Annotated in this window: 22 protein-coding genes and 1 pseudogene; 11 read left to right on the top strand and 12 right to left on the bottom strand. The window is 70.3% G+C overall.

The genetic code is table 11. The annotated features are described in order from the left end of the window. Position 1 precedes the first annotated feature (1 nt). The 3 genes from ABD256_RS13530 (at position 2) to ABD256_RS13520 (ending at position 4,037) form a co-directional block, all read left to right on the top strand. On the top strand, positions 2-1,417 hold the full coding sequence (locus tag ABD256_RS13530) for a family 2B encapsulin nanocompartment shell protein (RefSeq protein WP_344417453.1): 1,416 nt from the start codon (positions 2-4) through the stop codon (positions 1,415-1,417). Between the two features lie 156 nt (positions 1,418-1,573). Continuing rightward, entirely contained in the window at positions 1,574-2,971 is a 1,398-nt protein-coding gene (locus ABD256_RS13525; protein WP_344417451.1) for a family 2B encapsulin nanocompartment shell protein, read from the top strand. A gap of 13 nt (positions 2,972-2,984) precedes the next feature. After that, the gene (locus tag ABD256_RS13520; protein WP_344417449.1) at positions 2,985-4,037 is read left to right on the top strand and encodes a family 2 encapsulin nanocompartment cargo protein polyprenyl transferase; all 1,053 of its coding nucleotides are present in this window, start codon (positions 2,985-2,987) and stop codon (positions 4,035-4,037) included. A gap of 4 nt (positions 4,038-4,041) precedes the next feature. Here the strand turns inward: ABD256_RS13520 and ABD256_RS13515 are convergent, their stop codons facing one another. Continuing rightward, the gene (locus tag ABD256_RS13515; protein ID WP_344417447.1) at positions 4,042-4,566 is read right to left on the bottom strand and encodes a serine/threonine protein kinase; all 525 of its coding nucleotides are present in this window, start codon (positions 4,564-4,566) and stop codon (positions 4,042-4,044) included. A 255-nt stretch (positions 4,567-4,821) separates the two neighbouring features. After that, positions 4,822-5,850 (bottom strand): L-glyceraldehyde 3-phosphate reductase, encoded by a 1,029-nt coding sequence (mgrA, locus tag ABD256_RS13510; RefSeq protein WP_344417445.1) that lies wholly within the window; start codon positions 5,848-5,850, stop codon positions 4,822-4,824. A gap of 43 nt (positions 5,851-5,893) precedes the next feature. Between mgrA and dprE2 the strand changes: the two genes are divergently transcribed. The 4 genes from dprE2 (at position 5,894) to ABD256_RS13490 (ending at position 9,369) form a co-directional block, all read left to right on the top strand. Next, positions 5,894-6,634, top strand: a complete 741-nt coding sequence (dprE2, locus tag ABD256_RS13505; RefSeq protein ID WP_344417443.1) for a decaprenylphospho-beta-D-erythro-pentofuranosid-2-ulose 2-reductase — start codon at positions 5,894-5,896, stop codon at positions 6,632-6,634. 173 nt (positions 6,635-6,807) lie between these two features. Further along, positions 6,808-7,158, top strand: coding sequence for an STAS domain-containing protein (locus ABD256_RS13500; protein WP_344417441.1), 351 nt, complete (start codon positions 6,808-6,810; stop codon positions 7,156-7,158). A 318-nt stretch (positions 7,159-7,476) separates the two neighbouring features. Then, on the top strand, positions 7,477-8,253 hold the full coding sequence (locus ABD256_RS13495; protein ID WP_344417439.1) for an IclR family transcriptional regulator: 777 nt from the start codon (positions 7,477-7,479) through the stop codon (positions 8,251-8,253). Between the two features lie 171 nt (positions 8,254-8,424). Next, positions 8,425-9,369 carry an AraC family transcriptional regulator gene (locus tag ABD256_RS13490; protein ID WP_344417437.1) on the top strand — a complete coding sequence of 315 codons (945 nt, stop codon included), beginning with the start codon at positions 8,425-8,427 and terminating at the stop codon, positions 9,367-9,369. A gap of 246 nt (positions 9,370-9,615) precedes the next feature. Here the strand turns inward: ABD256_RS13490 and ABD256_RS13485 are convergent, their stop codons facing one another. The 5 genes from ABD256_RS13485 to nadE form a co-directional block, all read right to left on the bottom strand. Then, positions 9,616-10,023 carry an STAS domain-containing protein gene (locus tag ABD256_RS13485; RefSeq protein WP_344417435.1) on the bottom strand — a complete coding sequence of 136 codons (408 nt, stop codon included), beginning with the start codon at positions 10,021-10,023 and terminating at the stop codon, positions 9,616-9,618. 65 nt (positions 10,024-10,088) lie between these two features. Then, complete coding sequence (locus tag ABD256_RS13480) at positions 10,089-11,273, bottom strand: hypothetical protein (RefSeq protein ID WP_344417433.1); 1,185 nt, start codon at positions 11,271-11,273, stop codon at positions 10,089-10,091. An 82-nt stretch (positions 11,274-11,355) separates the two neighbouring features. After that, a complete protein-coding gene (locus ABD256_RS13475) occupies positions 11,356-14,205 on the bottom strand; it encodes an AfsR/SARP family transcriptional regulator (RefSeq protein ID WP_344417431.1) in 2,850 nt (949 codons plus the stop codon). Positions 14,206-14,339: 134 nt separating this feature from the next. Continuing rightward, positions 14,340-14,768, bottom strand: a complete 429-nt coding sequence (locus ABD256_RS13470; RefSeq protein WP_344417429.1) for a DUF6401 family natural product biosynthesis protein — start codon at positions 14,766-14,768, stop codon at positions 14,340-14,342. A gap of 67 nt (positions 14,769-14,835) precedes the next feature. Next, positions 14,836-15,666: an ammonia-dependent NAD(+) synthetase gene (gene nadE / locus ABD256_RS13465; RefSeq protein WP_344417427.1), complete on the bottom strand. Its 831-nt coding sequence runs from the start codon at positions 15,664-15,666 to the stop codon at positions 14,836-14,838. A gap of 83 nt (positions 15,667-15,749) precedes the next feature. Here nadE and ABD256_RS13460 point away from each other — a divergent pair, with 83 nt between their 5' ends. Then, positions 15,750-17,483 carry an acyl-CoA dehydrogenase family protein gene (locus ABD256_RS13460; protein ID WP_344417425.1) on the top strand — a complete coding sequence of 578 codons (1,734 nt, stop codon included), beginning with the start codon at positions 15,750-15,752 and terminating at the stop codon, positions 17,481-17,483. A 1-nt stretch (position 17,484) separates the two neighbouring features. On the opposite strand, the gene ABD256_RS13455 is transcribed toward ABD256_RS13460, so the two are convergent. Both ABD256_RS13455 and ABD256_RS13450 read right to left on the bottom strand, forming a co-directional pair. After that, the gene (locus ABD256_RS13455; protein WP_344417423.1) at positions 17,485-18,150 is read right to left on the bottom strand and encodes a DUF4232 domain-containing protein; all 666 of its coding nucleotides are present in this window, start codon (positions 18,148-18,150) and stop codon (positions 17,485-17,487) included. A 265-nt stretch (positions 18,151-18,415) separates the two neighbouring features. Continuing rightward, positions 18,416-19,390, bottom strand: coding sequence for a hypothetical protein (locus ABD256_RS13450; protein WP_344417421.1), 975 nt, complete (start codon positions 19,388-19,390; stop codon positions 18,416-18,418). Positions 19,391-19,676: 286 nt separating this feature from the next. Here ABD256_RS13450 and ABD256_RS13445 point away from each other — a divergent pair, with 286 nt between their 5' ends. Together ABD256_RS13445 and ABD256_RS13440 are read left to right on the top strand one after the other, a co-directional pair. After that, positions 19,677-20,927: an MFS transporter gene (locus ABD256_RS13445; protein WP_344417419.1), complete on the top strand. Its 1,251-nt coding sequence runs from the start codon at positions 19,677-19,679 to the stop codon at positions 20,925-20,927. 73 nt (positions 20,928-21,000) lie between these two features. Then, positions 21,001-22,323: a GGDEF domain-containing protein gene (locus ABD256_RS13440; RefSeq protein ID WP_344417417.1), complete on the top strand. Its 1,323-nt coding sequence runs from the start codon at positions 21,001-21,003 to the stop codon at positions 22,321-22,323. On the opposite strand, the gene ABD256_RS13435 is transcribed toward ABD256_RS13440, so the two are convergent. Both ABD256_RS13435 and ABD256_RS13430 read right to left on the bottom strand, forming a co-directional pair. Further along, positions 22,212-22,499, bottom strand: a complete 288-nt coding sequence (locus ABD256_RS13435; RefSeq protein ID WP_344417415.1) for a DUF397 domain-containing protein — start codon at positions 22,497-22,499, stop codon at positions 22,212-22,214. The two genes, ABD256_RS13440 and ABD256_RS13435, sit on opposite strands and share 112 nt — an antisense overlap. Further along, positions 22,430-22,940 (bottom strand): annotated as a pseudogene (locus ABD256_RS13430) (DUF5753 domain-containing protein). Before ABD256_RS13430 ends, ABD256_RS13435 begins: the two are co-directional and overlap by 70 nt. A 256-nt stretch (positions 22,941-23,196) precedes the next feature. Between ABD256_RS13430 and ABD256_RS13425 the strand changes: the two are divergent. Next, entirely contained in the window at positions 23,197-23,346 is a 150-nt protein-coding gene (locus ABD256_RS13425) for a hypothetical protein (protein WP_344417413.1), read from the top strand. A gap of 177 nt (positions 23,347-23,523) precedes the next feature. Here the strand turns inward: ABD256_RS13425 and ABD256_RS13420 are convergent, their stop codons facing one another. After that, positions 23,524-24,780 (bottom strand): HNH endonuclease signature motif containing protein, encoded by a 1,257-nt coding sequence (locus tag ABD256_RS13420; RefSeq protein WP_344417411.1) that lies wholly within the window; start codon positions 24,778-24,780, stop codon positions 23,524-23,526. Positions 24,781-24,859: the final 79 nt, after the last annotated feature.

Raw genomic sequence — 24,859 nt, 5'->3', positions numbered from 1 at the left:
TGTGACCGTGACGGATTCGAGGGACCCCGGGGTCGAGGACAACCAGCCGCAGTCGAGCCTCAACACCGCGGCGGCGCGCAACCTCGCGACGACCACGAAGTCCGTGCCCCAGATGCAGGGCATCACTTCGCGGTGGCTGCTCAAGACGCTGCCGTGGGTCCAGGTTTCCGGCGGCACGTATCGGGTGAACCGGCGGCTGAGCTACGCCGTCGGCGACGGCAGGGTCACCTTCACCACCACCGGCTCGCAGGTGCGGGTGATCCCGCCGGAGCTGGGCGAGCTGCCGACCCTGCGCGGGTTCGACGACGAGGAGGTGCTCGAAGCGCTGGCCGGCCGGTTCACCCAGCAGGAGTTCGAGCCGGGCGACGTGATCGTCGAGTTCGGACACCGCGCCGATCAGGTCTTCCTGATCGCGCACGGCAAGATCAGCAAGCTCGGCACCGGGCAGTACGGCGACTCCACCGTGCTGGGCGTGGCGGCGGACGGGGACTTCTTCGGCGACCAGGTGCTGCGCGACGCGGACAGCATCTGGGAGTTCACCGCGAAGGCCGTCACCGGGTGCACGGTGCTTTCCTTGCCACGTCAGGCTTTCGACGAACTACTCGCGGCTTCGCCCGGGCTCGCCGCGCATGTGGACGGTGTCCGCGGCGGGGTGCCACCGGCGAGCAACCCGCACGGCGAGGCCGCGATCGAGGTCGCGTCCGGCCACGAGGGCGAAGCGTCGCTTCCGGACACGTTCGTCGACTACGAGGGTTCGCCCCGCGAGTACCAGCTCAGCGTCGCGCAGACGGTGCTGCGGGTGCACAGCAGGGTCGCCGATCTCTACAACGAGCCGATGGACCAGGTCGAGCAGCAGCTGCGGCTGACCATCGAGGCGCTGCGGGAGCGCCAGGAACACGAACTGGTCAACAACCGCGAGTTCGGGCTGCTGCACAACGCCGACTTCTCCCAGCGCATCCACACCCGCGGTGGCCCGCCGACCCCGGACGACCTCGACGAGCTGCTCGCGCTGGTGTGGAAGGACCCCACGGTCTTCCTCGCGCATCCGCGGACGATCGCCGCGTTCGGCCGCGAGTGCAGCCGCCGCGGCCTCTACCCGCAGAGCGTCGATCTCGGCGGGCAGCACGTGCCGGCGTGGCGCGGGGTGCCGATCCTGCCGTGCAACAAGATCGGCGTCAGCGACACCCGCACCAGCTCGATCCTGCTGATGCGCACCGGGGAGGAGCGCCAGGGCGTGGTCGGCCTGCACCAGGTCGGCATTCCCGACGAATACCAGCCCGGCCTGTCCGTGCGGTTCATGGGCATCGACGAGAAGGCGGTCATCAACTACCTCGTGAGCGCGTACTACTCGGCGGCGGTGCTCGTCCCCGACGCGCTCGGCGTACTGGAAAACGTCGAGCTGGGCCGCGAGGGCTAGCCCGACCGAGAAGGGCCGGGAGCGGCTCACGGACGTGCGGCCGGCACACGTCCGGGCGCGGGACGCTCCTTCCGGTGCGCCCCTTCGCAACCGCGCCGGTCACCCCTGCGAAGGGGCGCACGCCAGCACACCACCGTTCGATTGGATCCCGCTGCCATGACACTGGCCGATGCCGGCCCGGAAACCACGCCGGCTCCGCGCAGCCTCAGCACCACCGCGGCGCGCACCCTCGCCACGACGACCAAGACCGTCCCGCAGATGCAGGGCATCTCACCGCGCTGGCTGCTGCGCAAGCTGCCGTGGGAGGAGGCCACCGGCGGGTCCTACCGCGTCAACCGGCGGCTCAGCTACACCGTCGGGGACGGGCGGATCACCTTCACCACCGCCGGTTCCGAAGTGCGCGTCGTGCCGAGGGAACTGGCCGAACTGGCGCCGCTGCACGGCTACGACGACGAGGACGTGCTCACCGAACTCGCCGAACGGTTCGAGCAGCGCGAGGTCGAACGGGGCGAGCGGATCGTACGGGCGGGCACTCCCGCGGACGAGGTGGTGCTGATCGCGCACGGCAAGGTCCGCAAGCTCGGGCCGGGTGAGTACGGCGGGGAGACCGTGCTCGACGTGCTCGGCGACGGTGACCACTTCGGCTCCCTGGCGCTCGGGGGCGTCAGCGGCGACTGGAAGTTCACCGCGGTGGCCGCCACGGCGTGCACGGTGCTCACCCTGCCCGCCCGCGTCGCGACCGAACTCACCGAGCGGTCGGGATCGCTGCGCGCGCAGCTCGCGCACACGCTGTCCCTTCAGGACAAACCGCGGAACCGCAGCGGTGAGGCCATGGTCGAACTCGCGGCAGGACACGAGGGAGAGTCCTCGCTGCCGTCGACCTTCGTGGACTACGAGGGTTCGCCGCGCGAGTACGAGCTGAGCGTCGCGCAGACCGTGCTGCGGGTGCACACCAGGGTCGCCGACCTCTACAGCGAGCCGATGGACCAGGTCGAGCAGCAGGTGCGGCTGACCGTGGAAGCGCTGCGGGAGCGGCAGGAACAGGAACTGCTCACCAACCGCGAGTTCGGGCTGCTGCACAACGCGGACCCGCGCCAGCGCATCCAGACCCGAGGCGGGCCGCCGACCCCGGACGATCTCGACGAGCTGATGAGCCGCCGCCGCAAGACGCGGTTCTTCGTGGCGCACCCGAAGGCGATCGCGGCGTTCGGCCGCGAATGCTCCCGGCGGTGCGTCTACCCGGAACCGGTGACGGTCGACGGCTCGGCGTTGCAGGCGTGGCGCGGCGTGCCGATCCTGCCGTGCGGCAAGCTGCCGGTCAGCGAACGCGGCACCAGTTCGATTCTCGCGATGCGCACCGGGAAGGACGACAGCGGCGTCATCGGCCTGCACCGCACCGGGTTGCCCGACGAGTACCAGCCGGGGCTGTCGGTCCGGTTCACCGGGGTCGACGCGCGCGGTGTCACCTCGTACCTCGTCAGCGCGTACTACTCGGTCGCGGTTCTGGTGCCCGACGCGCTCGGCGTGCTGGACAACGTCGAAACCACGCGGTGAAGGGCAGGCTGGCATGGCCATTTCGGATCTCACCGGCGTACCGGCGGTCACCGGGCGCCCGGTCCGCACGCTGCTCGAGTGGAGCAGGGGTCTGCTCGACCCGGCGCTGCGGGAAGCCGTCGACTCGATGCCGGGGTCGATGCGGCTGATCGCGGGCTACCACTTCGGCTGGCTCGACGAGCGCGGGAAACCGGCGAAGGAGTCGGGCGGGAAGGCGATCCGGCCCGCGCTGACCCTGTTGAGCGCGCAGGCGGCAGGCGGGGATCCCGCGGGCGCGGTGCCCGCCGCGGTGGCGGTGGAACTGGCGCACAACTTCTCGTTGCTGCACGACGACGTGATGGACGGCGACACGACGAGAAGGCACCGGCCGACCGTGTGGTCGGTTTTCGGGACGCCCGCGGCGATCCTGGCCGGTGACGCGCTGCTGACGCTGGCGGGCGACGTGCTCGCGTCGAGCGGGAGCGCGGTGGCCGCGGAATCGGCGCGGATGCTGAGCGCGGCGGTGCTCGAACTCGTCGAAGGGCAGAGCGCGGACCTGTCCTTCGAACGGCGGCGGGACGTCGGCCTCGCGGAATGCGTGCGGATGGCGGAGCGGAAGACCGGTGCCCTGCTCGGGTGCGCGTGCGCGCTGGGGGCCGCGGCGGCAGGGAGCGCCGCGGCCGGAGCAGGGCACCTCCGCTCGTTCGGCGACCGGCTCGGGCTGGGCTTCCAGTTCGTCGACGACCTGCTCGGCATCTGGGGCGACCCGGCGGCCACCGGGAAGTCGATCTACTCGGACCTGCGCAGCCGCAAGAAGTCCCTGCCGGTGGTGGCCGCGCTCAACTCGGACACCGAAGCGGGCCGCGAGTTCGGGCAGCTCTACCACCAGCCGGACCCGCTGACGGCCGACGACCTGGTGCGGGCCGCGCGCCTCGTCGACGCGGCGGGCGGCCGGGCCTGGTGCCGTGACCGGGCGGCCGATCTGCTGGCCGACGCGCTGGCCGAACTGCGCGCCTGCGATCCCGCGCCGCGGGCGGAGGTCGAACTGACCGCGCTGGCCCACCTGATGGTGCAGCGAAACGGCTAGTTCTTCAACACCACAGCCATTCCGGCCACATGTTGCACGGGGGTGCGGTCGAGGTGGTCGGTGCCGGCGGGGTGGGGCGGGTGCTGCTCCCGCCGCCGCCGGTGGTGGGCGGTGCGGGCTTGCTCGGCTCGGGGTTTCCGGTGGGGCCGGGGTCCTCGGAGCTGGGGTGCGGTGCGGTGGTGGATTTCGCCGAGGTGCGGCTGGAACGGCTCGGCGATTCCGATGTGGACGCTGCCGTGGACGGCTCGCCGCCGCCACTGCCGCCCCGACGGCTCGGCGGGGCCGTCGGGACGGCGGTGGTCTCGTCGCCGGTGCCGGTGGTGGGCAGCGGCGGTTGCACTATGAGGGGATCGTCGGCGCGGTCGTCGGTGGGCGAGGAAACGGCCACGGTTACGGCCGCGGCACCACAGCCCGTGACGACGGCGGCCATCACCGCCATCACGCGCCAGCGCGAGCGAGGCCGGGGTGGCAGGTTCTCGCCCCAGCCCTCGCGCTCGAGCAGCGCGGAAACCGATACCTCGTCGTTCACGGGAAACCCTTCGGTCAGACACACCGGAGGGCACCTTTTTACCGGATTGCTCACCCGTACGGGTGACAGTTGGCGGAGATGTTGCCAGATTTCGCCGTACTTTCCCGATGGTTGGACGCACCAGCCCACCGCCCGCGACGGTGTGCGACCGGACGGCTACCGCGAGCAGGACGGGTGGATGCCCCGTGCGCCCTTCAGGGACAGGGACCAAGCCCCCGGTGGCTGCCTCGCCGCGTGACCTCTGCCGGGGATGCGTCAGGAAGTGCTGGAGCGCTTCCAGAGGTTGATGTTCGCATCGGTGGCGTAGCGGTCGATTTCGGTGAGCTCTGCCGTGGTGAAGTCGAGGTTGTCCAGTGCCGCGACGTTGTCTTCGAGCTGTCCGACGCTGCTGGCGCCGATCAGCACCGACGTCATGCGCGGGTCGCGCAGGCCCCACGCCAGTGCGAGCTGGGCGAGGGTCTGCCCGCGCCGCTGCGCGATTTCGTTGAGGGCGCGCACTTTCACGAGGGTTTCCTCGGTGAGCGTGCCGGGGTTGAGCGACTTGCCCGCCGCCGCGCGCGAGTCCGGCGGCACGCCGTCGAGGTACCGGCTGGTCAGCATGCCTTGCGCGAGCGGGGAAAACGCGATGCACCCGGCACCGGCTTCGTCGAGCGTGCCGAGCAGGTCGTCGGCTTCGGTCCAGCGGTTGAGCATCGAGTACGACGGCTGGTGGATGAGCAGCGGCGTGCCGAGATCGCGCAGGATCCGGACGGCTTCGGCGGTCTTCTCCGAGGAGTACGAGGAGATGCCTGCGTAGAGCGCGCGCCCCGAGCGGACGGCCGTGTCCAGCGCGCCCATGGTCTCTTCGAGCGGTGTCTCCGGGTCGAAGCGGTGCGAGTAGAAGATGTCGACGTAGTCGAGCCCCATCCGCTTCAGCGACTGGTCGAGCGAGGCGAGGAGGTACTTCCGCGAGCCCCAATCGCCGTACGGGCCCGGCCACATGTCGTAACCGGCCTTCGACGAGATGACCAGTTCGTCCCGGTGGGGTGCGAAGTCCCCGGCGAGCAGCCGCCCGAAGTTCTCCTCGGCGGAGCCGTACGGCGGGCCGTAGTTGTTGGCCAGGTCGAAATGCGTGATGCCGAGGTCGAAGGCCCTGCGGCAGATCGCCCGCTGGGTGTCGAACGGCTTGTCGTGGCCGAAGTTGTGCCACAGCCCCAGCGAAACGGGCGGCAGCTTCAGCCCGCTGCGACCGCAGCGGCGGTAGGGCATCGTGTCGTATCGGCTGTTCGCGGCAACGTAGGTCACGGCCCGCAGCCTAGCCGCGAGCGCGTACGGCACACTCGGCTCCGTGACTTCAACGGTGCTGGTGCTGGGTGGACGCAGTGAGATCGGGCTCGAGGTCGCGCGCGGCCTCGCCGCCGAAGGGCGCACGATCGTGCTCGCCGCGCGGCGCAGCCATGACCTCGACGCGCAGGAGGACACCCTGCGCGCGGCGGGCGCCGGTGCGGTCGAACGGGTCGAGTTCGACGCCGACGACCTGGCGAGCCACCGCCCGCTGCTCGACGACGTCGCCGCGCGGTTCGGCCCGCTCGACGTGATCGTCACCGCCTTCGGGATCCTCGGCGACCAGGAGCGTGCCGAGCGCGACGCCGGGCACGCGGTCGCCGTGGTGCACACCGACTACGTCGCGCACGTGAGCGTGCTGACCCATGCCGCGAACCTGCTCCGGAAGCAGGCGAGCGGAACCGTGGTGGTGTTCTCCTCGGTCGCCGGGGTGCGGGTGCGGCGGGCGAACTACGTCTACGGCTCGGCGAAGGCGGGGCTCGACGGGTTCGCCAGCGGGCTCGCCGACGCGCTCGCGGGCAGCGGGGTGCGGCTACTGCTCGTCCGCCCGGGTTTCGTGGTGGGGCGGATGACCGAGGGCATGTCCCCCGCGCCGTTTTCGAGCACGCCCCCGCAGGTCGCGAAGGCGACGCTGAGTGCGCTGCGTAGCGGTCGCGGTGAGGTGTGGGTGCCCGGTGTGCTGCGGCCGGTGTTCGCGATGATGCGCTTGCTGCCGCGCGCGCTGTGGCGCCGCTTGCCGCGTTGACCCAGGCGAGGGGTTGACCTGACCCGGTGAGGGCGTACCGTGGGTTGTACTGGCTGTTGTTCAGACACGTGCTCCGGTCAGCGGTCGAAGAGCGGACGTAATGGCCGCCAGTGGTTTCGCGCATCCCCCAACAGCGCGGGTTTCCAGCCCGGCGGTCATGAGAGGAGCGCACCATGGAAATACCCCTGCCCCGGTTGCCCGATGGCCACGGCCTTTCGGTCACTGAGAGTCACCACGATGGGCGAACCGTCCTGACCGTGGTCGGCGAGGTCGATGCGATGACGGTCGCCGCACTGCGCGCGCACCTGGACCGCGTCGCGACGAGTGACCTCGTCGTGGACCTTTCCCGCGTCGGTTTCCTGTCCTGCGCCGGGCTGCAGGCGCTCGTCGAGGTCCGCGGCCGCGGCGTCGCGGTGAGCGTGGTCATCACCGAGCACATCGTGTGGCGCGTGTTCGAAGCGACGGGTCTCGCGTCGCTGTTCGAGGTCCACGCCGAGCTGGACTCCGTCGGCGCACCGCGCTGAGTCCCATGCAGTAGTGAGTCCACTGTGGCCTGAGGGCGGCACCGCGGAACGCGGGGTGCCGCCCTCGTTCGCGTTCCCCTCCGATGTGTCGCCTCCAAACCGAAAATGGTTTAGACCACTCCTGTTTTCAAGGATGTGAATTTTTGGTGGCCCGAAAGGGGTATCCTCGTCTGAGATGTCCTTCGGTGCGCTGAAGTCAGGATCTCACGCGGCCGTTTCCCGGTCTTCCCCCGCAAACATCGGACGTGTTAACTTCGCTATCCGCTGATCGGGTCGATGTCCCGGTCAGCGGTACATCGGGGCGGCTGGGAGGTCGACGTGGATCCTGAGCTGGAGCGCAGTGGCACTCTGGAACGCGGGCTGGCGGTGCTCCAGCACGTCGGGCTCAAGCAGGAGATTTCGACCAACGCGATCGCCACGCAGCTCGGGCTGTCGAGGAGCGCGGTCTACCGGATCGTGCACACCCTCAAGCAGCTCGACTACCTCGAAGCCGATCACGTGACCGGCCGCGTCCGGCTCGGGACCAGGCTGGTCGAACTCGGTGTCCGCGCGATGTCGTCGAGCGATCTGCACCGAGCGGCACCCCGGTTCCTGGCCGCGCTCGCGGAAAAATCGGGGGAGACCACCTATCTCGCGGTTCCGGACGGCAACGCGATGGTCTATGTCGCGACCGAGCAGAGCGCGGGCGCGGTGACGCTCAAGTGCCGCCTTGGCGCGCGCCGCCCGCAGCACGCGACCTCGCTCGGCAAGGCGTACCTCTCCGCGCTGTCCGAAGTGGACAGAGTGGACCGGTTGCGGCGCATGAAGCTGGAGCGGCTCACCGGGAACACCATCGTCGAGGTGCCGCGCCTGCTCGACGAGCTGGTGACCGCACGCCGCCAGGGCTGGGCGCTCGACGACATCGAGAACGAACCGGGGGTCGGCTGCGTGGCCGCCCCGATCCGGGATCGCAGCGGGGCGCCGGTGGCCGCGATGAGCGTGGCTGGACCGGCGGAACGGGTGCTACCGCGGCGCGGTGAACTGGCCGGGCTGGTCGTCGCCGCCGCGACCGCGCTGTCCCGCCGTCTCGGGCACGTGCCCGAACAACGGGCCTGAATCCGTCCATCGGCGCAGGCGCGATCGGGCAGAGCGGGAAGACTCGCCCTGTTGAGTCCACTTCGGACAGTTGAGCCGATGGCCGCGTGCCCCGTACGGTGAACAGTGGCCAGGAGGTGAGCTTTGCGCGCGCGAGGTGCGGAGCCTGCGTTCGCCGTCCATCGGGTCGCCATGACCACGGACGTGGCGGTGGCGAACAAGGCGATCGAACAGGTGTACCTGCCGAACCGGATCGACCTGCTCGACCCGGGCACCCCGCTGGACATGCGGCTGAACGCGGTGCGACTCGCCGGGCTGACGGTGGGGTACGTGCGGTTCGGCAGCGACGTGCGCGTGGTCACCGGGGACGTCGCGAGCTACCACGTGAACGTGCCGCTTTCCGGCGCCGTCGAATCGCGTGCGGGCAACCGCGGGCCGGTGCGGGGCAGCCCGCGCCGCGCCGCGGTGTTCACCCCCGGCGCGCCCGTCGACCTGCGCTGGCGGGCCGACTGCGCGCAGCTGTGCCTGATGATCCCGGCGGGAACCCTGCGCGACCGGCTGGCGCAGCACCTCGACCGGCCGGTCGGCGGTGCGCCCGATTTCGCCGTCGCGATGGATCTCGGCACCGGCGCGGCCCGCGACCTGCTCGGCCAGCTCACCCTCCTCGACCAGGAAGCGGCGAAGCCGGACGGTGTGCTGCGCCAGCCGCTCGCCGCGGCCACCCTGCGCGACCAGCTGATCGACACGGTCCTGCGCGCCCAGCCGCACACCTATTCCGCCGAGCTGACCGCGAAAGCGCACGAGGTGGCGCCGCGCATCGTGCGGCAGGCCGTGGAACTGTTGCGGGAAACCCCCGAATTCCCGTGGTCACCCGCTGAGCTGGCGGCGGTGGTCGCGGTGAGCGTCCGCTCGCTGCACGACGGTTTCCGCCGTGCGATCGGCCGCCCGCCGATGGCCTACCTGCGCGAGGTGCGCCTGGGCAGGGCGCACGCGGACCTGCTCGCCGCCGAACCCGGCGCGGTGACCGTCACCGAAGTGGCGGGGCGATGGGGTTTCGTGCACCTCGGCCGGTTCTCCGTCGGCTACCGGGACCGGTACGGCGAACGTCCGAACGAGACACTCCGCCGCCACCCGTGATCCACCCGCTCTCAGATTTCCAGGACGACCCGTGCCGCGGTACTGCTCGACCGGGATCGGGGTGACCCCCTGCGCGCATCCGCTCGGTGTAAGGCTTTCCGCGCAGGTGGTCGACTTCGTGGGCGACCAGGCGGCTCCTTTTTCGAAGACGGTGATCTTCGCATGCCCGCCGATGGTGGTCTGCCCGCGAGGGCCAAGTTGGTGGCGTCAGATTCCCTGAAGGACGCTTTCCGTGCGCGGCGCCGTTCAGCCGGCGGCTTTGATCGCGTCGCCGACCGAGCAGTGGAACCGGAACATTTCGGCCCACCCGGCCGCGTCCAGCCGCCGCGCCGCTTCGGTGCCCTCGGCGCCGACGAGGCTGAGCGTGATCCCCGCGCGGTCGGCCTCGAACGCGCACCGCACGAGCGCGGGCACGCCGTCCGGCCGTAGCCAGAACGGTTCGACGAGATCGAGCACGAGCAGCCGGGGTCTGGCCGCGACCTGCCTGGTCACGACGCGGTCCAGCTCGGGCGCGGTGTCGTGGTTGAGCTGGCCGCACAGGCGGACGACCCGGACCGACGGTGTCGTCTCGTGCGCGCGGACGGTCAGCAGCTCGGGGCCTCCGCGCGACGACGGCGACCAGTGGGGCGGCTCGTCTCCTCGGTGCGTTCTCATCGTGGAGCAGTGAATACGGCGGCGGCGCCGGTGACTATCCGTCCAGCGCAGGCCGTGCGTGGCGATCAGCACGGGGGCGGTGCGCCGCCGGTGAGCCGGAGGTAGCCGCGCGCGACGTAGTGCCCGTCGCCGATGCGGTCCCACTGCGCGCTCGAACCGGCGGCGCCGGTCACGTGCTGGCCCGGCACCGTGCAGTCGATCGTGACCTTGGCGTAGTTGGCCGCGAACCCGACGATCGGGTTCCCGGTGCCGGGGCCGGAGCGCAGGTTCAGCGGCCCGCCCTCGGTGCGCACCTCGCCGGTCACCCCGCCGCCGGTCCAGAGGTAGGTCACGTCGACCCACGCGTTCGTGCTCAGCTTCAGGCCGTCCCAGAAGGTGCCGTCGGCGAGGTCGATCCCGGCCGGGTTCGCCACCTTCCGCCCGTACTGGTCCTTGCCGCCGTTGTAGCCGTGCTGGTAGGCGGCCTGCGCCTGGGGCAGGCCCTGCGCGAGGTCCTGCCAGCTCTGGCGCTCGGCGCCAGGGTTCCAGTAGTCGTCGCGCACGTTCCACGGCCCGACGTCCCAGACCGGCGCGTACTCGCACCGGGCGCGGTCGGCACGGCAGACGCGGACGGTGTAGTCGCCGGTTCCCTTGGGGGACAGGCCCCGCCGGGACGGGAACGCGACGAAGTGGTCGCGGGCGACGATCACGTGGCCGTTCGCGGTCTTGCCGCCGACGAGCCCTTCCCTGGTGGCGAACACCCGGTACGAGGCGGCCGCGTTGCCCCGTGCCGAGCGCGGCGCGGGCACGGTGTCCGCCTTCAGCCGCACCGAGGACACCGCCGGGGCGGCCCCGGCGGCGGTGTGCAGGGTGATCCGGACCTGGACCTCGGTGACTTCCCCCGGCAGCGGTGTGCCCGCCGCCGTCCATTCGCCGCCGCCGCCGCGCACGTCCACTTCGACGGCGGCGCCGGGCGGAACGGTCGCGACGGTCTCCGCCGAGATCCGGTTCGCGGGACGGGTGAGCCGGTGCGGCGGGAGCAGGAGAGCGCCCTCACCGCCGGCGGGCTGGTCCGCCCGGTGCCAGGCGGGGTCACGCAGTGTCAGCGCGCCGGTGAAGGCGACGTTGACGTCGTCGTCATCCACAGTGGACAGAGCGGCGGGCCAGCTCGCGGCCGGATCGGCTCGCACGGGGGTGGTCACCGCGCACACGAGCGCGATGGCCAGCGCGGATGCGGTCAGGTGGCGGAGTCTTCGACGCGGTTTCGGCATGGTGTATTCGTAACGGCACCGGCGCGGATACCGCCGTCAGCAGGGCCGTCGACACGGCGAACATCCCCACAACGCGTGACGCTCAGCCGGACACCGACCGGAGCCGGGGCGGCGAGTCGGGCACCTCGTCCCGGATCGCGCCGCCTTCCAGCTCGTGCCACAGCGCGCGGGCGCGCTCGTAGTAGTCCTGCGAGCGCTCTGGCTGGCTCAGCGTGTCGTGCAGTTCGCCGAGCAGCCCGGCGACCTCGGCCTCGGACCGCCGGTCGCCGTTGCGCCGGTGCACGTTCAGCGAGTTCACCAGCAGCAGCCTGGCGTGCGCGAGGTCGCCGGTGCACAGGCACAGCTCGCCGAGGTTCTGGTTCGCGTAGCCGACGCAGTGGTCGTCGCCGAGCTCGTCGAAGATCGCGATCGCCCGGTCGACGTGCTCGCGCGCCGCGCTGAGGTTGCCCTGGTGCTGGCAGAGCAGCGCGAGCCGTTTGAACGCGTGCGCTTCGCGGTGCCGGTCGCCGATCTCGGCGGCCAGCGCGCGTGCGTCGCCGAGCCAGCGGCCCGCGGTGGCGTAGCAGCGCCTCGCCATCCAGGCGGCGCCGACCGCGATCATCGCGACGGCCTCGCCGTGCCGGTCACCGACCTGCCGGAACAGCTCCAGCGCGCGCTGCGCGTGCTCGTGCGAGCCGTCGATCGCACCACGGAAGCGGAGCGCGGTGGCCAGCCCGGCGAGCGCGATCGCCCGGCCGCGGTCGTCGCCGACGGAGGTGAACAGCCGGTGCGACTCGCCGAACGCTTCCTCGGATTCGGGGTAGGCGTCGCGGTAGAGGTCGACCTGCCCGATGTTGCGCAGCACGATCGCCTGCCCGCGCACATCACCGGCGCGGCGGGCGGCGGCGAGCGCGATCTCGTGCGTCCGCAGCCAGTCCTCGGAGTGCCCGCGAAGGTCGAAGTACGGCGTGAACGACACCGCGAGGCGCCAGGCGAGGTCGTCGAACCCGTGGTCGACGGCGGTGGTCACGGCCAGCACCCCGGCGCGCAGCTCGGCGGCGAACCAGGCGGTCGGGTCGGCGAGCAGGGTGTCGTTCTCGGGGCGCCACAACGGTTTCCGACCGTCCACTTCGGTCATTCCGAAGAAGTGGATCGGCATCCGCCGCGCCGCCTCGGTGGCCAGCGCGAGATATCCCTCCAGCACGCGGCGCAGGTCTTCGCGCGGTGAGCCCTGCTGCTCGGTCGCGAAACAGCGCAGCAGGTCGTGCAGCCGGTAGCGCGGGTTCCCGGTGGCGTCGGTGCTCGCCGTCTCGACGAGGTGCGCGTCGATGAGGAGGTCGAGTTCGTCGGAGTCGGTCGAGCCGTCCGAGCCGAGCAGCGCGGACACGGCCCAGCCGGGGAACCGCACCGGGCCCAGCGCACCGAGCCCGCGGAACGCGCGCGCCGCCTTCATCGGCAGTTGTTCGTAGCTCAGCGCGACACTCGCGCGGACCGCGAGATCACCGACGCGCAGTTCGTCGAGGCGTCGTTGTTCGTCCTGCAGGCGGGCGGCGAAGAGCCGCAGGGTCCACGCGGGGCGGTGGGTCAGCTTCGCGCCGGCGACCCTGATCGCCAGCGGGAGGTGCCCGCAGGCGCGCAGGATCTGGGCGGCCGCGGCGGGTTCGGCCGCGGTGCGCGGCGCGCCGACGATCCCGTCGAGCAGCGCCGCGGCCTCGGCGCCGGTGAGCACGTCGACGTCGAACTGGTGCGCGCCGGAGAGGTCGGGCAGGCGTCTCCTGCCGGTCACCAGCACCGCGCACCCGCCGGTACCGGGCAGCAGCGGCCGCACCTGCGCGGCGGCCCCCGCGTCGTCGAGCAGCACGCACAGCCTGGCGTCCGCGAACCGCGAGCGCAGCAGGGCGGCACGTTCGGCGAGGCCCTTCGGCAACGCCGCGTCGGCGACGCCGAGCGCGCGCAGCAGTTCGGCGAGCATGTCCATCGGCTGGCGCGGCGCCTCGGAGGTGCCGCCGAGGTCGAGGTGCACCTGCCCGTCGGGGAACTCGTCGCGGACGGCGTGCGCGACCCGCACCGCCAGCGCGGACTTGCCGATCCCCGGCGGGCCCGACAGCACGGCGACGGTCGGCCTGGTGCCGGAGTTCGCGCGCAGCAGCGCGGTCAGGTCGCCGACCAGCCCGTCACGGCCGGTGAAATCGGGCAGGTCGAGCGGGAGCTGGCGCACCGAAACCGGGCGGGCGAGCCGGGACCGCAGCCCGCGCAGCCTCGGCCCCGGCTGGGCGTCGAGTTCTTCGCGAAGCACGCGTTCGGCTTCTTCGCACGCCTGCCGCGCTTCGGTGGTGCGCCCCGCGCCGTCGAGCGCGAGCACCAGGTGTTCCCACAGCTCTTCGCGCAGCGGGTGGTCCGCGACCAGCCCGCGCAGCTCCGCGATCGCGTCGGCGTTGTCGCCGCGGTCGATCAGCGCCTTGAGCCGGTGTTCGCGCACGGCCAGCCGCAGTTCGGTGACGCGGGCGACGGTCGCGGCCCAGGTGTGGCTGTGCGGGAGGTCCTCGAGTATTTCGCCGCGCCAGAACCCGCACGCGGTTTCGCTGAGTCCCGCGGCCCTTTCCCGATCCGGCTCGGTGAACGCGCGGTGCGCGTGGTCTTCGAATTCGGCGAGGTCCAGTTCCCCCGGCTCGACCAGTGCGGTGTAGCCGGAGGGCCTGCTTTGCAGGCGGTCGCCGAATTCGCCGAACCGGCGGCGAAGGGAATGCACGTAGGTGCGGAGGTTCGCCGGCGCCGAGCGCGGTGCCGCGCCTGGCCACAGCACCTCGGTCAGCACGTCCGCGGTGACCGCGACATTGGGCTGGAGCAGCAGCGCGGCCAGCAGCATGCGGGGTTTCGGACCGCCGATCGGCACCCTTCGCCCGGCCACCCGCACTTCGAGTGGCCCCAGTACCCGAAACGAAATCGATGCCACGTGACCGCCTGAAAATGCGTGAAATCCGACCCCGATCGGATGCTAAGCGCGCACCGGGGGTGAGCACCAGCCCCTTTTGGTTGGCATAGGGGTGAACGCCAGGCGAATCGCAATTGCCCCGGGAGAGGTGAAGACTATTCCGATCCGATGAGGTGGCGCAGGTCGGGCGAGGCGCGCACCGGCTCCGGGACGACCGGGGGCACCTTCGGCCCGTGCGGGAGGGTGGCGGCCAGCCAGTAGCAGGCGAGCAGCCGCAGGCCGGTCGGCTCGTGCCGGGCCCATGCCGACGGCACCGCCGGTGGCTGCCAGCCCGCGCGCGTCGCCGCCGTCCACACGTCGTGGGCGTGCCCCGCGATCAGCGCGAGCGGGGTCAGCGGCTCCGCGCGGCCGGAAAGGTCCAGTTCGACGTGTACCGCGTCGGCGACCGCGTGTAGCTGCGTACCGAACGCGAGCCGCAGGTCGGGGCAGGTGCCGAGGGCGACCCAGCCGGATTCGACGCGCGCGCCCATGCCGCACAGCCAGCGCCGTGCGGAGCGGTCGGTCAGGCGGTCGATCCAGTGCACACCTGATCATGCACTGGGTTATCCGCCGATAGCCATGGGTCAACAGCAGAAACGACCCGGATGGGTGTTACCCGGTGAAGGGGGTCGGCACGGCTCGTTTGTGCGCGGTGCGGCGGTGCCACGAGATGATCGTCTCGTAGACCTTGCCGTCGACTTCGTTGCCTTCGAGGAAGTCGTCGATATCCTCGTAGGTGATGCCGAACGCCTGCTCGTCGGGCAGGCCGGGGGAGTTGCTCTCCAGATCGGCCGTCGGCACCTTGTGCACCACCCCGTCCGGGGCGCCGAGCTCGGCGGCCACCGCGCGCACGCGCCGCTTGGTCAGCCCGGACAGCGGTGTCAGATCGCACGCGCCGTCGCCGTACTTGGTGAAGAAGCCCATCACGGCCTCCGCCGCGTGGTCGGTGCCGACGACGAGCCCGCCGTGCGCGCCCGCGACCGCGTACTGCGCGATCATGCGCTGCCTGGCCTTGATGTTGCCGTGCAGGAAGTCTTCGCGGCCCGCGAAGTCGACGCCGCTGTTCTTCACCGAGTCGAGCATGGCGTCGGAAGCGGGCTTGACGTCGACGGTCAGCGTCTCGTCCGGCTCGATGAACGCGAGCGCGCGCTGGGCGTCGTCCTCGTCGGCCTGGACGCCGTAGGGCAGGCGCATCGCGACGAAGGTGGCCTTGCCGCCCGCCGCGCGGACGCGTTCGGCGGCGAGCTGGCACAGCCTGCCGGTGGTGCTCGAATCCACACCGCCGCTGATGCCCAGCACGAGCGCCTTCGTGTTCGACGACTTCAGCCGCTCGACGAGGAACCCGATCCGGGCCTCGACCTCGGCGGCGGCGGCGAACCCGGCCGGCACGCCGAGCTCGTCGATGATCAGCTCCTGCAGGTAGCGGCGTTCCAGTGTGCTCATGCTCCTCAGCGTTCCATACCGGCCCGGCCCGTCCGCGTCTGCTAAGTTACCGGTGAGTACACCTGCTTCGAGGAGACCCGGACATGGCTGACGACGCGGCCCAGCTGCTGAACCCGCACCACTACTCGGGAGGGTTCGACGCCGAGACCGAGCGCCTCCTGCGCGCCACGATCGACTGGTTCGAGGCGCGCGGCAAGGCCAAGCTCGCCGACGACTACCACCGCCGGGTCTTCTACCAGGAGTTCCTGGACTTCGCCGCCGCCGAGGGGCTGTTCGCCACGTTCCTCACGCCCGCGCGTGACGGCGACGGGCATCCGGACAAGCGCTGGGACACCGCTCGGGTCGCGGCGCTGTCGGAGATCCTCGGCTTCTACGGGCTGAACTACTGGTACCCGTGGCAGGTGACCATTCTCGGGCTCGGCCCGGTGTGGCAGAGCGAGAACGCGGCGGCGCGTGCTCGTGCGGCGAAGGCGCTGGCCGATGGTGGTGTCGGCGCGTTCGGACTGTCCGAAAAGGACCATGGCGCGGACATCTACTCGTCGGACATGGTGCTCACCCCGGACGGCGACGGCGGATATCGCGCCACCGGGTCGAAGTACTACATCGGCAACGGCAACTGCGCCACCACGGTTTCGGTGTTCGGCCGGGTGGAGGACGCTGCCGGTGACGACGGGCAAGTCCGGTACGTCTTCTTCTACGCGGACGCGAACCACCCGAACTACCACGTGGTGAAGAACGTGGTGCCGTCGCAGATGTACGTCGCGGAGTTCCGCCTCGAGGACTACCCGGTGCGCGCCGAGGACATCCTGCACACCGGCGCGGACGCGTTCTCGGCCGCGCTCAACACCGTCAACATCGGCAAGTTCAACCTGTGCTTCGGCGGCATCGGGATGGCGACGCATTCGCTGTACGAGGCGATCACGCACGCCCGCAACCGCGTTCTCTACGGCAACCCGGTGACCGATTTCCCGCACGTGCGAAGGGAGTTCGTCGACGCGTACGCGCGGCTGGCGGCGATGAAGCTGTTCTCCGACCGCGCGGTGGACTACTTCCGCTCCGCCGGGCCGGAGGACCGCCGCTACCTGCTGTTCAACCCGATCACCAAGATGAAGGTGACCACCGAGGCGCAGAAGGTGATCGGGCTCGTCGCGGATGTGGTGGCGGCCAAGGGTTTCGAGGCCGACACCTACCTGGCGATGGCGAAGAACGACATCGACGGGCTGCCGAAGCTCGAAGGCACGGTCGCGGTGAACCTGGCGCTGATCGCCAAGTTCATGCCCGCCTACCTGTTCGACCCGCAGCCCTACGAGCCGGTGCCGACCCGTGCCGACGCCGCCGACGACGAGTTCCTGTTCCGGCAGGGCCCCGCTCGCGGGCTGTCGAAGGTGCGCTTCCACGACTGGCGCGTCGCGTACAAGAACGCCGCCGGGATCGCGAACGTCGCGCGGTTCACCGAGCAGGCCGAGATGCTGGTGAAACTGCTCACCGAGGCCACTCCTGACAAAGACCAGCAGGCGGACCTCGACTTCGGGCTCGCGCTGACGGAGCTGTTCACGCTCGTCGTCTACGGGCAGCTCGTGCTCGAACAGGCCGGGCTCACCGGGATTTCGGAGGATCTGGTCGACCAGATCTTCGCGGTGCTCGTGCAGGACTTCAGCGCCGCCGCGGTGGAGCTGAACGGGAAGTCGAGCTCCACCGAGGTCCAGCAGCGGCTGGCGCTGGCGTCGATCCGGAAGCCGGTGGCGGGCGCCGAGCGCTTCGACCGGGTGTGGCGGCAGGTCGAAGCGCTCTCGGGCGCCTACGCGATGAACCCGTAGGTCACTTGCGGATCGGGGCGATGAAGGTCCCGGGGTGGGTGGCGCCGTCCTGCAGGACGAGGGCCCGGTCGCTCGGCCACGGGACGGTCTGCGTGTCGGTCGTGTGCGGCGGCGTGACGGCCATGCGGGCGACCGGCCACCGATCGGCCTCGTAGCTGTCGAGGTAGGACAGGTTGGCCGTGACGTGCTGGCCCGGCGCCACCTCGACCGGGAGGATCTCGTCGCCGGTGCGCACGAGGTCCCAGGACTGGCCGTTGGTGCCGTCCAGCCGGACGCCGGGGAAGCCGCGGACGGTGCACGGCGCGCTGCCCTGGTTGGTGAACACCAGCGCGATGTGCTCCTGCCCGGTGGCGGGCGGCAGTGCCTGCGTCGACACCTTCATCTTCGTGCACTCCGCCGTACCGCCGTTCGCGGGCGGCTTGCCCTTGTCGGCACCGCCAGGGGCGCGCTCGGCGGATGAGGCGGCCGGGGCGGGGTGCGCCGAGGTCGGCGGCGCACTGGACTTCGAGGGCTCCGTGGACACGACGGATCCCGCCTGGGTCACGTTGCCCGGAGCGGCGGCCTGGCCCTGCTGGCTCTCACCGCAGGCGGTCAGCGCACCGAGCGCCGCCGCGCCCGCGATCACCGCGACAGCACCCCGCCGGATCGTCGTGCCGTTGATGTTCATGCCCCATCCCCTCCGGATGCCCTCGACTGCACTGCCGTGAATTATTTTCCATTCCCGGGTAAAGATGTTCGATGAACACACAAAGTATGCGCCAATGTGACTCGGTTCACCTGAACGGGTGATCTAGCAATGGAACGACATTGTTCCTGCTCAGCGCACGATCGCACGAAGGCGCACGGCCCTGGTGGGGCTTTTGTTGAACACATTTGTCCGTTCGGGCAGAGTTCGCGAATATCACTTGACAGATATCGCGAGCAATTCCCGATCAGGACTTCGGGGCGAGCCCGGCGGCCGCGCGGGCTTCGGCGAACAGCTTCACGTGGTCGCCGAAGTAGCCGGCGGGGAACTCGGCCACCTTCGTCCCCGAGCGTTCGAGGTGGGCTCGGAGCCGCTCGGTGTCGCGGACGCGGTGGTAGTAGACGGCGAACGTCTGGTGCGCGTCCGGCGCCGACGGATGCGGCAGCGGGCTGTTCAGCAGCCGCTCGCTTGCCGCGTTCACCTCGGCCTTGGCCCTGCGCTTCTTGAGGCGGCGCTGGGTGAGCACGCGCCCGATCCGGACGACGGCGTTCCCGCGCATGAGACCGTCCACGTAGCTTTCGATGTGCGACAGCGGCACCAGCGCGAGCACCGGGTGCCCGTCCGGCACGGCCGCCGCGCGCTCCCTGGCGAAGGCGACCTGCTCGGCCTCGCTGCCGTGCCACTTGCGGGTCAGGCAGGCCAGCGCGGTCACGTTCGCCCGGTACAGCAGCGGCGCGCGCTTCGTGACTTCGGCGAACGCTTCGCGCCACTCGCCGTCGTGGCCGGGTGCGAACTGCGCGAGGCGCATCAGGACGCTCCACGGCACCGGGTCCTCGGGAGCGGCTTCGGTCGCGGCGTGCAGGTGCTGTCGCGCTTCCTGTCCGAGCGAGAACATGTCGCGAACCTGGTTGCCGCTCAGCGCACTGGCGACCGCCGACCCGCGCGCCTTCCCGGCGGCGGCGGCGAGCGCGGCGCCGAGGAGCAGGAGCAGATCGGGATCGCCGGGGTGCTCTTCGAGCAGGCCGCCGAGGCTTTCGAGCTGTTCCGCCCCCGCCTTGCCCAGTTCGCCGACCTGGTGCTCGCGCCGATCGGGCTGGCTCCTCGTGCCGGCGAGCAGGGCGCGCGCCGGGGCCGCGTCACCGGCGCGGAGTGCTTTCCCCGCGTTGCTCAGTGCGGCTCTTTCGGCCTTGTCGGATGTTCCCCCGGTGGTGCGCGAAGTCATGCGCGAAGCCTAGAGCAATACCGTTTCACCGTTGGCGAAATTCCGCACGGCGCCGTGACAGAATGGGCCGCGGCGCCCGGAACCCGCGGCGGGCGGCCGATTCGGTGGAGAACCTGCGGTCAGCGTGATGATGTTGTTTTTCCTCCACCGAAGGTGTTGGGCCGTTCGGGTGCACCCGTTCTTGCTTTCCGCTCAATTAGGCAAAGATTTGCCAACGGCGCCCATCGTGCTCGTGTCATCACTTATGGTGGTGTGAGGCGGTGCGCAATCCAGGGGGAGGAGCGTCGTGGCCGAGGGGGATCCGTACGTGCGGGCGAGCTTTCGCCTCGCCCTGGCCGACCGCGAGTTCCGGGCGCTGTGGGCGGCCGATCTGCTGTCCATCGTCGGTGACCAGTTCGCGCGGGTGGCGCTGTCCCTGCTCGTCTACGACCGCACCGGGTCGGCCCTGCTCACCGGCCTCGCCTTCGCCGCGACCTACCTGCCGACGATGATCGGCGGGCTGACCCTGGGCTGGCTCGCCGACCGGTTCGACCGGCGCGGCGTGATGATCACCGTCGACCTGGTGCGTGCCGCGATGGCCGCGCTGATGGCCATCCCCGGTTCGCCGGTCGGCGCGGTGATCGCGCCGGTGGTGGTGATCAGCCTGCTGCACCCGGTGTTCCGCGGCGCGCAGATGGCGACGCTGCGCGCGGTGCTCACCGACCCCGCGCTGTTCAAGATGGGCAGCTCGCTGCGGACGGTCACGCTGCAGGCGGGCCAGGTGCTCGGGTTCGCGGCAGGCGGTTCGGTGGTGGGGCTGACCTCGCCGAGCGTCGCGCTGCTGATCGACGCGGCGACCTTCATCGCGTCCTCGGCGCTGCTGCTGTCGCTGCGCAAGCGCCCGGTGGAGGGCGGCGCCGCCAAGCGCAGCCCGCTCAACGGGATCACGATCGTGCTGGGCGACCGCAGGCTCCGCGCGCTCATCGGGGTGCAGGCGCTCGTCGGGTGCTACGTGGCGTCCGAGGCGGTCGCGGCGCCCTACGCGCGGGCCATCGGCGGCGGCGCCGGTGCCACCGGGCTGCTGCTCGCCGCGCCCGCCGTCGGCGCGGTGCTGGGTGCCTACGCCGCGGGATGGCTGCGGGACCGGGATTCCGCGGCGCTCGGGCCACTGGTCTTCGTCACCGGGCTGCCGTTGCTGGTGTGCCTCGCGCTGCCGGGGCTGTGGGTGAGCGTGGCGCTGTTCGCGCTGACCGGGGTCGCGCTCACCGCGACGGTGGTGATTTCGACGAACCTCGCCACGCTGCACGCGGAGGAGCGCGTGCGGGGGCACGTGATGAGCGCGTTCAACGCGGTGCTCATGACGACGCAGGGCGTCGGCGCCGCGGCGGGCGGCTGGCTGGCCAGTACCCGGCTCGGCCCGGCGGCCGCGATCTCCGTGCTGGCGGCGGCGGGTATGGCGTGCGCCGTGGCCGTCGGGATCTCGTGGCGCCGGGCCGAGCGGCTGGGGTCGTCACTCCTGCCCGTCCACGGCGACTCCTCTCGGGAACATGACCGGTGAACACCTTGCCATCGAACAACTTGAAAATCCGACTATAGCGGGAAAAAGTCGATACCAGTAGGGAGAAGGCACAGTGGACGCTCATCCTCGGCCGATCGCCTTGACGTTCCGTGACGCACACGGCCTGCTCCGCGCCCTGCTCGTCGCGCTCCCCGCATCGGCTTTGATGTTGCTGGTACTGGGTTTCTTCGCGGGGCAGCCGACCGCTACCGAGTGGACCCGCTTCGGCGCGCTCGCCGGTTTCGCTGTGCTGCAAGGAGAGCTGTCGCGCCAGGTCGAACGCGCTCGCCGCCGCTACGGCAGCTACGGCGTCGTTTCGATGACCTCGGTGTGGATCATGGCCGCGGCCATCACGCTGCCGTTGTCGCTGTGCCTTGCGCTGGTGCCGATCATCTACGGCCACCTGTACTTCCGCGCCTGGCGCGGCACGAGCGACTACATGCTGCCGAACCGCGTGGTCTACAACATCGGCATGCACGCGTGGACACTCGCGGTGAGCCACGTCGTGCTCGCCGGGTTCACCTGGGCGGCGCCGTCCACGGTCGGGGTGACCCCGCACACCGCTGTGCTCGCCGCCGTCGCGGTGGGCACCTACTTCGCCGTCAACGGTGTGCTCGTCGCGATCGGCCTGCACCTGCGCGGGCAGCAGACGCTCGTCGGCTATTTCCTGCGGCTGCACGAAGCGACGCTCGAACTGAGCATGCTGGCGCTCGGCGTGGTGGTCGGGCTGATCGTGGCGAGCGCGCCCGCGCTGATCCCGTTCGTGCTGCTGCCCGTGGTCGTGATGCACCGCGCGGCGCTGACGAGGCAGTTGCAGAAAGCAGCCGAGACCGACGCGAAAACCGGCATCGCGAACGCCGCGTCCTGGCAGGCGCAGGCCGACGACGCGCTGCGCGCCGCCGCACGGGACAGCGCGCAGGCCGGGGTGCTGATGGTGGACCTGGACTTCTTCAAGAAGGTCAACGACACCTACGGCCACTACGCGGGAGACGACGTGCTCGCCGCCGTCGGCGAGCTGCTGCGCACGGACCTGCGCCGGTTCGACGTGCCGGGCCGCTTCGGCGGCGAGGAGTTCGCCGTGCTGCTGCCCGCCACCGACCACGCGGGCACGATGCGGATCGCCGAGCGGCTCCGCCAGCGCGTCACCGAACTGGAAGTGGCCACCGAGGACGGTGACGGCAACCCGGTGATCGTCACCGGCCTGTCCGCGTCCATCGGCGCGGCGATGTACCCGGAGCACGGCACCGAAGTCAGGGCCTGCCTGCGCGCCGCCGACCAGTTCGTCTACCGCGCCAAGCACAACGGCCGCAACCAGGTCGTCGGCGCCGCCCCGAAACGCTCGGTCGTGCCAACCCCGAGGCTGTCCACCATGACCCCCGTGATGACCTGCCCGTAGCTACCGCTGGGCGGTGAGGAAGGCACCCCAGGAAGCGGGGGAGACCAGGACGCCCCTCCAGTCCGATCCTCGGTGTCACGGATACCGACGATCGCCCGCTTTCGCACTACCTCGACACAGTTGCCCTGTGTGCCGCTGTAGCTGGACTTGCGCCACTGAGCGCCACCAAGATCCATCTTGTTTCATCCTTTGCCGTAGCCCGCTGAAACGGTTCGACCTCTTCTGAAGCGTCGAGGAAGAGCGAGGAACGCTTGTGCTCCAGGTATGCGATCGAGCGCGCCTTCGCGAACTCCATCAGCACGTAGGTGCCATCGAGCCCGGTGTGCGGGCCAGCTTCAAACGGAATCACGCGGACATCGACCTGAGGTTTCGCCCTGCACTGTTCGACGAGCCGGCGAAGTTGAGCGGCCATCACAGGCCGGTCGCCCACGGGGCGCCGCAGCGTGGCTTCATCAAGGAGCGCTAGGTAAAGCCGGAGGGCGAGGTTTCGAGAGAACTGCTTGCCGACCCAGCCGAGTCGCAACCGTCGTTTCTCGCTCACCGCCGGTGACTCCGGCTGAGGACAGTACTCCTCGGCGGTATTCGGCGGTTTGGAGAAGTCCCGGGATGATCAGCATGGAGGCGTGCACAGGCGAGTCACCTCTGACTCGAAGCGGATCAGGGCGGGGAGTTGCTGGGGGAGCGGCGTGCCGGTGGTTTTCCCAGCCGGGCATATGTTGCTCGCGGGAGAGCGACAGCAGCCGATCGCGCCGCTCCCGCGCGCAGCTCTTGAGTGCGGAGGCCAGGCTGCGCATCCGCGCGGTAGCGTGCCTGGTGTTCATGGGTTCCCCTTCTCGAACTTGGAGTCCATCTCACCGGGAACAGGTCGGCGCGGTGCTGCGGACCTGGATACGGCAAAACCTGCCGCGCCGGTTCGCGTTGCGCGGTTTCACCGAAGACGAGTACGGCACGGACTGCGAACTTCTCGCGTGGGACCTGGGTTTCGAGGCCACGCCATCGCTCAGTCTGTCGATGCCCGACTGAGCGGACGGTTCAACTCCGCCGAAAGAGCCTGTCAGATCCTCGGCGCCGGCGGTGATGTCGAACTGGTGTGGGTCGATACCTCGGCTATGTGAGGCACGGAGGGTAGCGGTCGCATGGCTGCGGCTAAGTGTCCATTGAGGACACAGTGGAGCGAGCCACCTCGAGCGGCGTCGGCGGTTAGGCGGCGCGGGGTTGGGCGGTGTGGATGGTGTTGGTTCTGGGTTTTCGCCAGGGGTCGAGGAATGCTGGTGGGGTGAACTCCGGGAGGCCGTTGACCATGCGGAGTGTCCAGTCGCTGTTGTGCAACAGGCGATGGTGGTAACCGCACAACAGCACGAGATTACCCAGGTCCGTCTTGCCACCGGCGTGCCACGGCAACACGTGGTGTGCTTCGCAGTGTCTCGGTTTGCGGGTGCATCCGGGGAAGGCGCATCCGCGATCGCGGATGGCGAGCATGTATCGGATCGCTTCGGTGACCAGGCGTTTGGCTCGTCCCATTTCCAGGGGCTGTCCCGCACCGTCGAGGATGGCGGGGATGATTTTGCAGTCGCAGGCGAGGATGCGGGCTTCGCTGGCGGTGATGTCGGTGACCATGTCCAGGCACGCCTTGCCCAGTTCCTTTTTCAGGTCGTTCAGGGTGATGGTGACGATGAGGTCCGCGCGGGTGCCGCTGCGGTTGGGGGAGTCGGGGTGGCTGGCGGCGAGGGTGACCATTTCCATGAACGCGTCCCCGTTGCGCTCGGCCTGCCCGCGTACCAGCGGATTGTCGCTCGGATCGTCCTTACGAGCCGCAGCGAGCGGTTCCAGCAAGGCAAGGGTCTTCGCCCCGGAAACGGGGTCGAGGTAGCCGTCGAATTTGACGGAGCCGTCTTTGCGGGTGTGCCACCGCATCGACCGTGCCGGTTCAGGAGTGTCACGGGGTTCGGCGCCATCGGGGTCGAGGATGTCCCGGAGCCGTTGGCATCCTTGGGCAAGCTCCGGCATACCGGCGTTGCGGGCGAGGTCGACCAGAGTCTTCTCGGTCCTCTCCCGCTCTTCCACCGACACCGTCGCCGGGATGGACCGCAGTGCCGCCACGATCGCGTCCGTGTGCTGTGGCGAGATCGCACCCTCCGCCGCCGCCTGCCCAGTCAACGGTGCGGCGGCGGGAATCTCCACGCCACCGACACCGTGACTGGGGTTGAGCGCGATCGCCCGCGCCACCATCTTCCGCACCGCCGCCGACGAGGTTCGCGCGATCTCGGCCACCAAGGCAGTTGTCGAGGGGTATCCCAGTTCGCGGGAGCCGCCGTTGTCGAGGTCGGCGATGATTCGGTAGACCCGGGATTCCTGCTGCCACAAGGACATCAACTCTTCCCGCAGCGCGGCGGCTTTCTCACGCGCGGTGAGTTGCCACAGCTCCCGCTGCGGTACAAGGGAAGGAGTCTCGGACACGACTCCATTCTACCGCGATCGAACGAGGGTTCGATGGTCTATCCAGGTGAATTGCAATCCATGTCCAAAGTGGATGCAT

The organism is Amycolatopsis minnesotensis (assembly GCF_039529815.1).
Classification (GTDB): domain Bacteria; phylum Actinomycetota; class Actinomycetes; order Mycobacteriales; family Pseudonocardiaceae; genus Amycolatopsis; species Amycolatopsis minnesotensis.
This window is presented reverse-complemented; position numbering and strand designations above follow the sequence as displayed.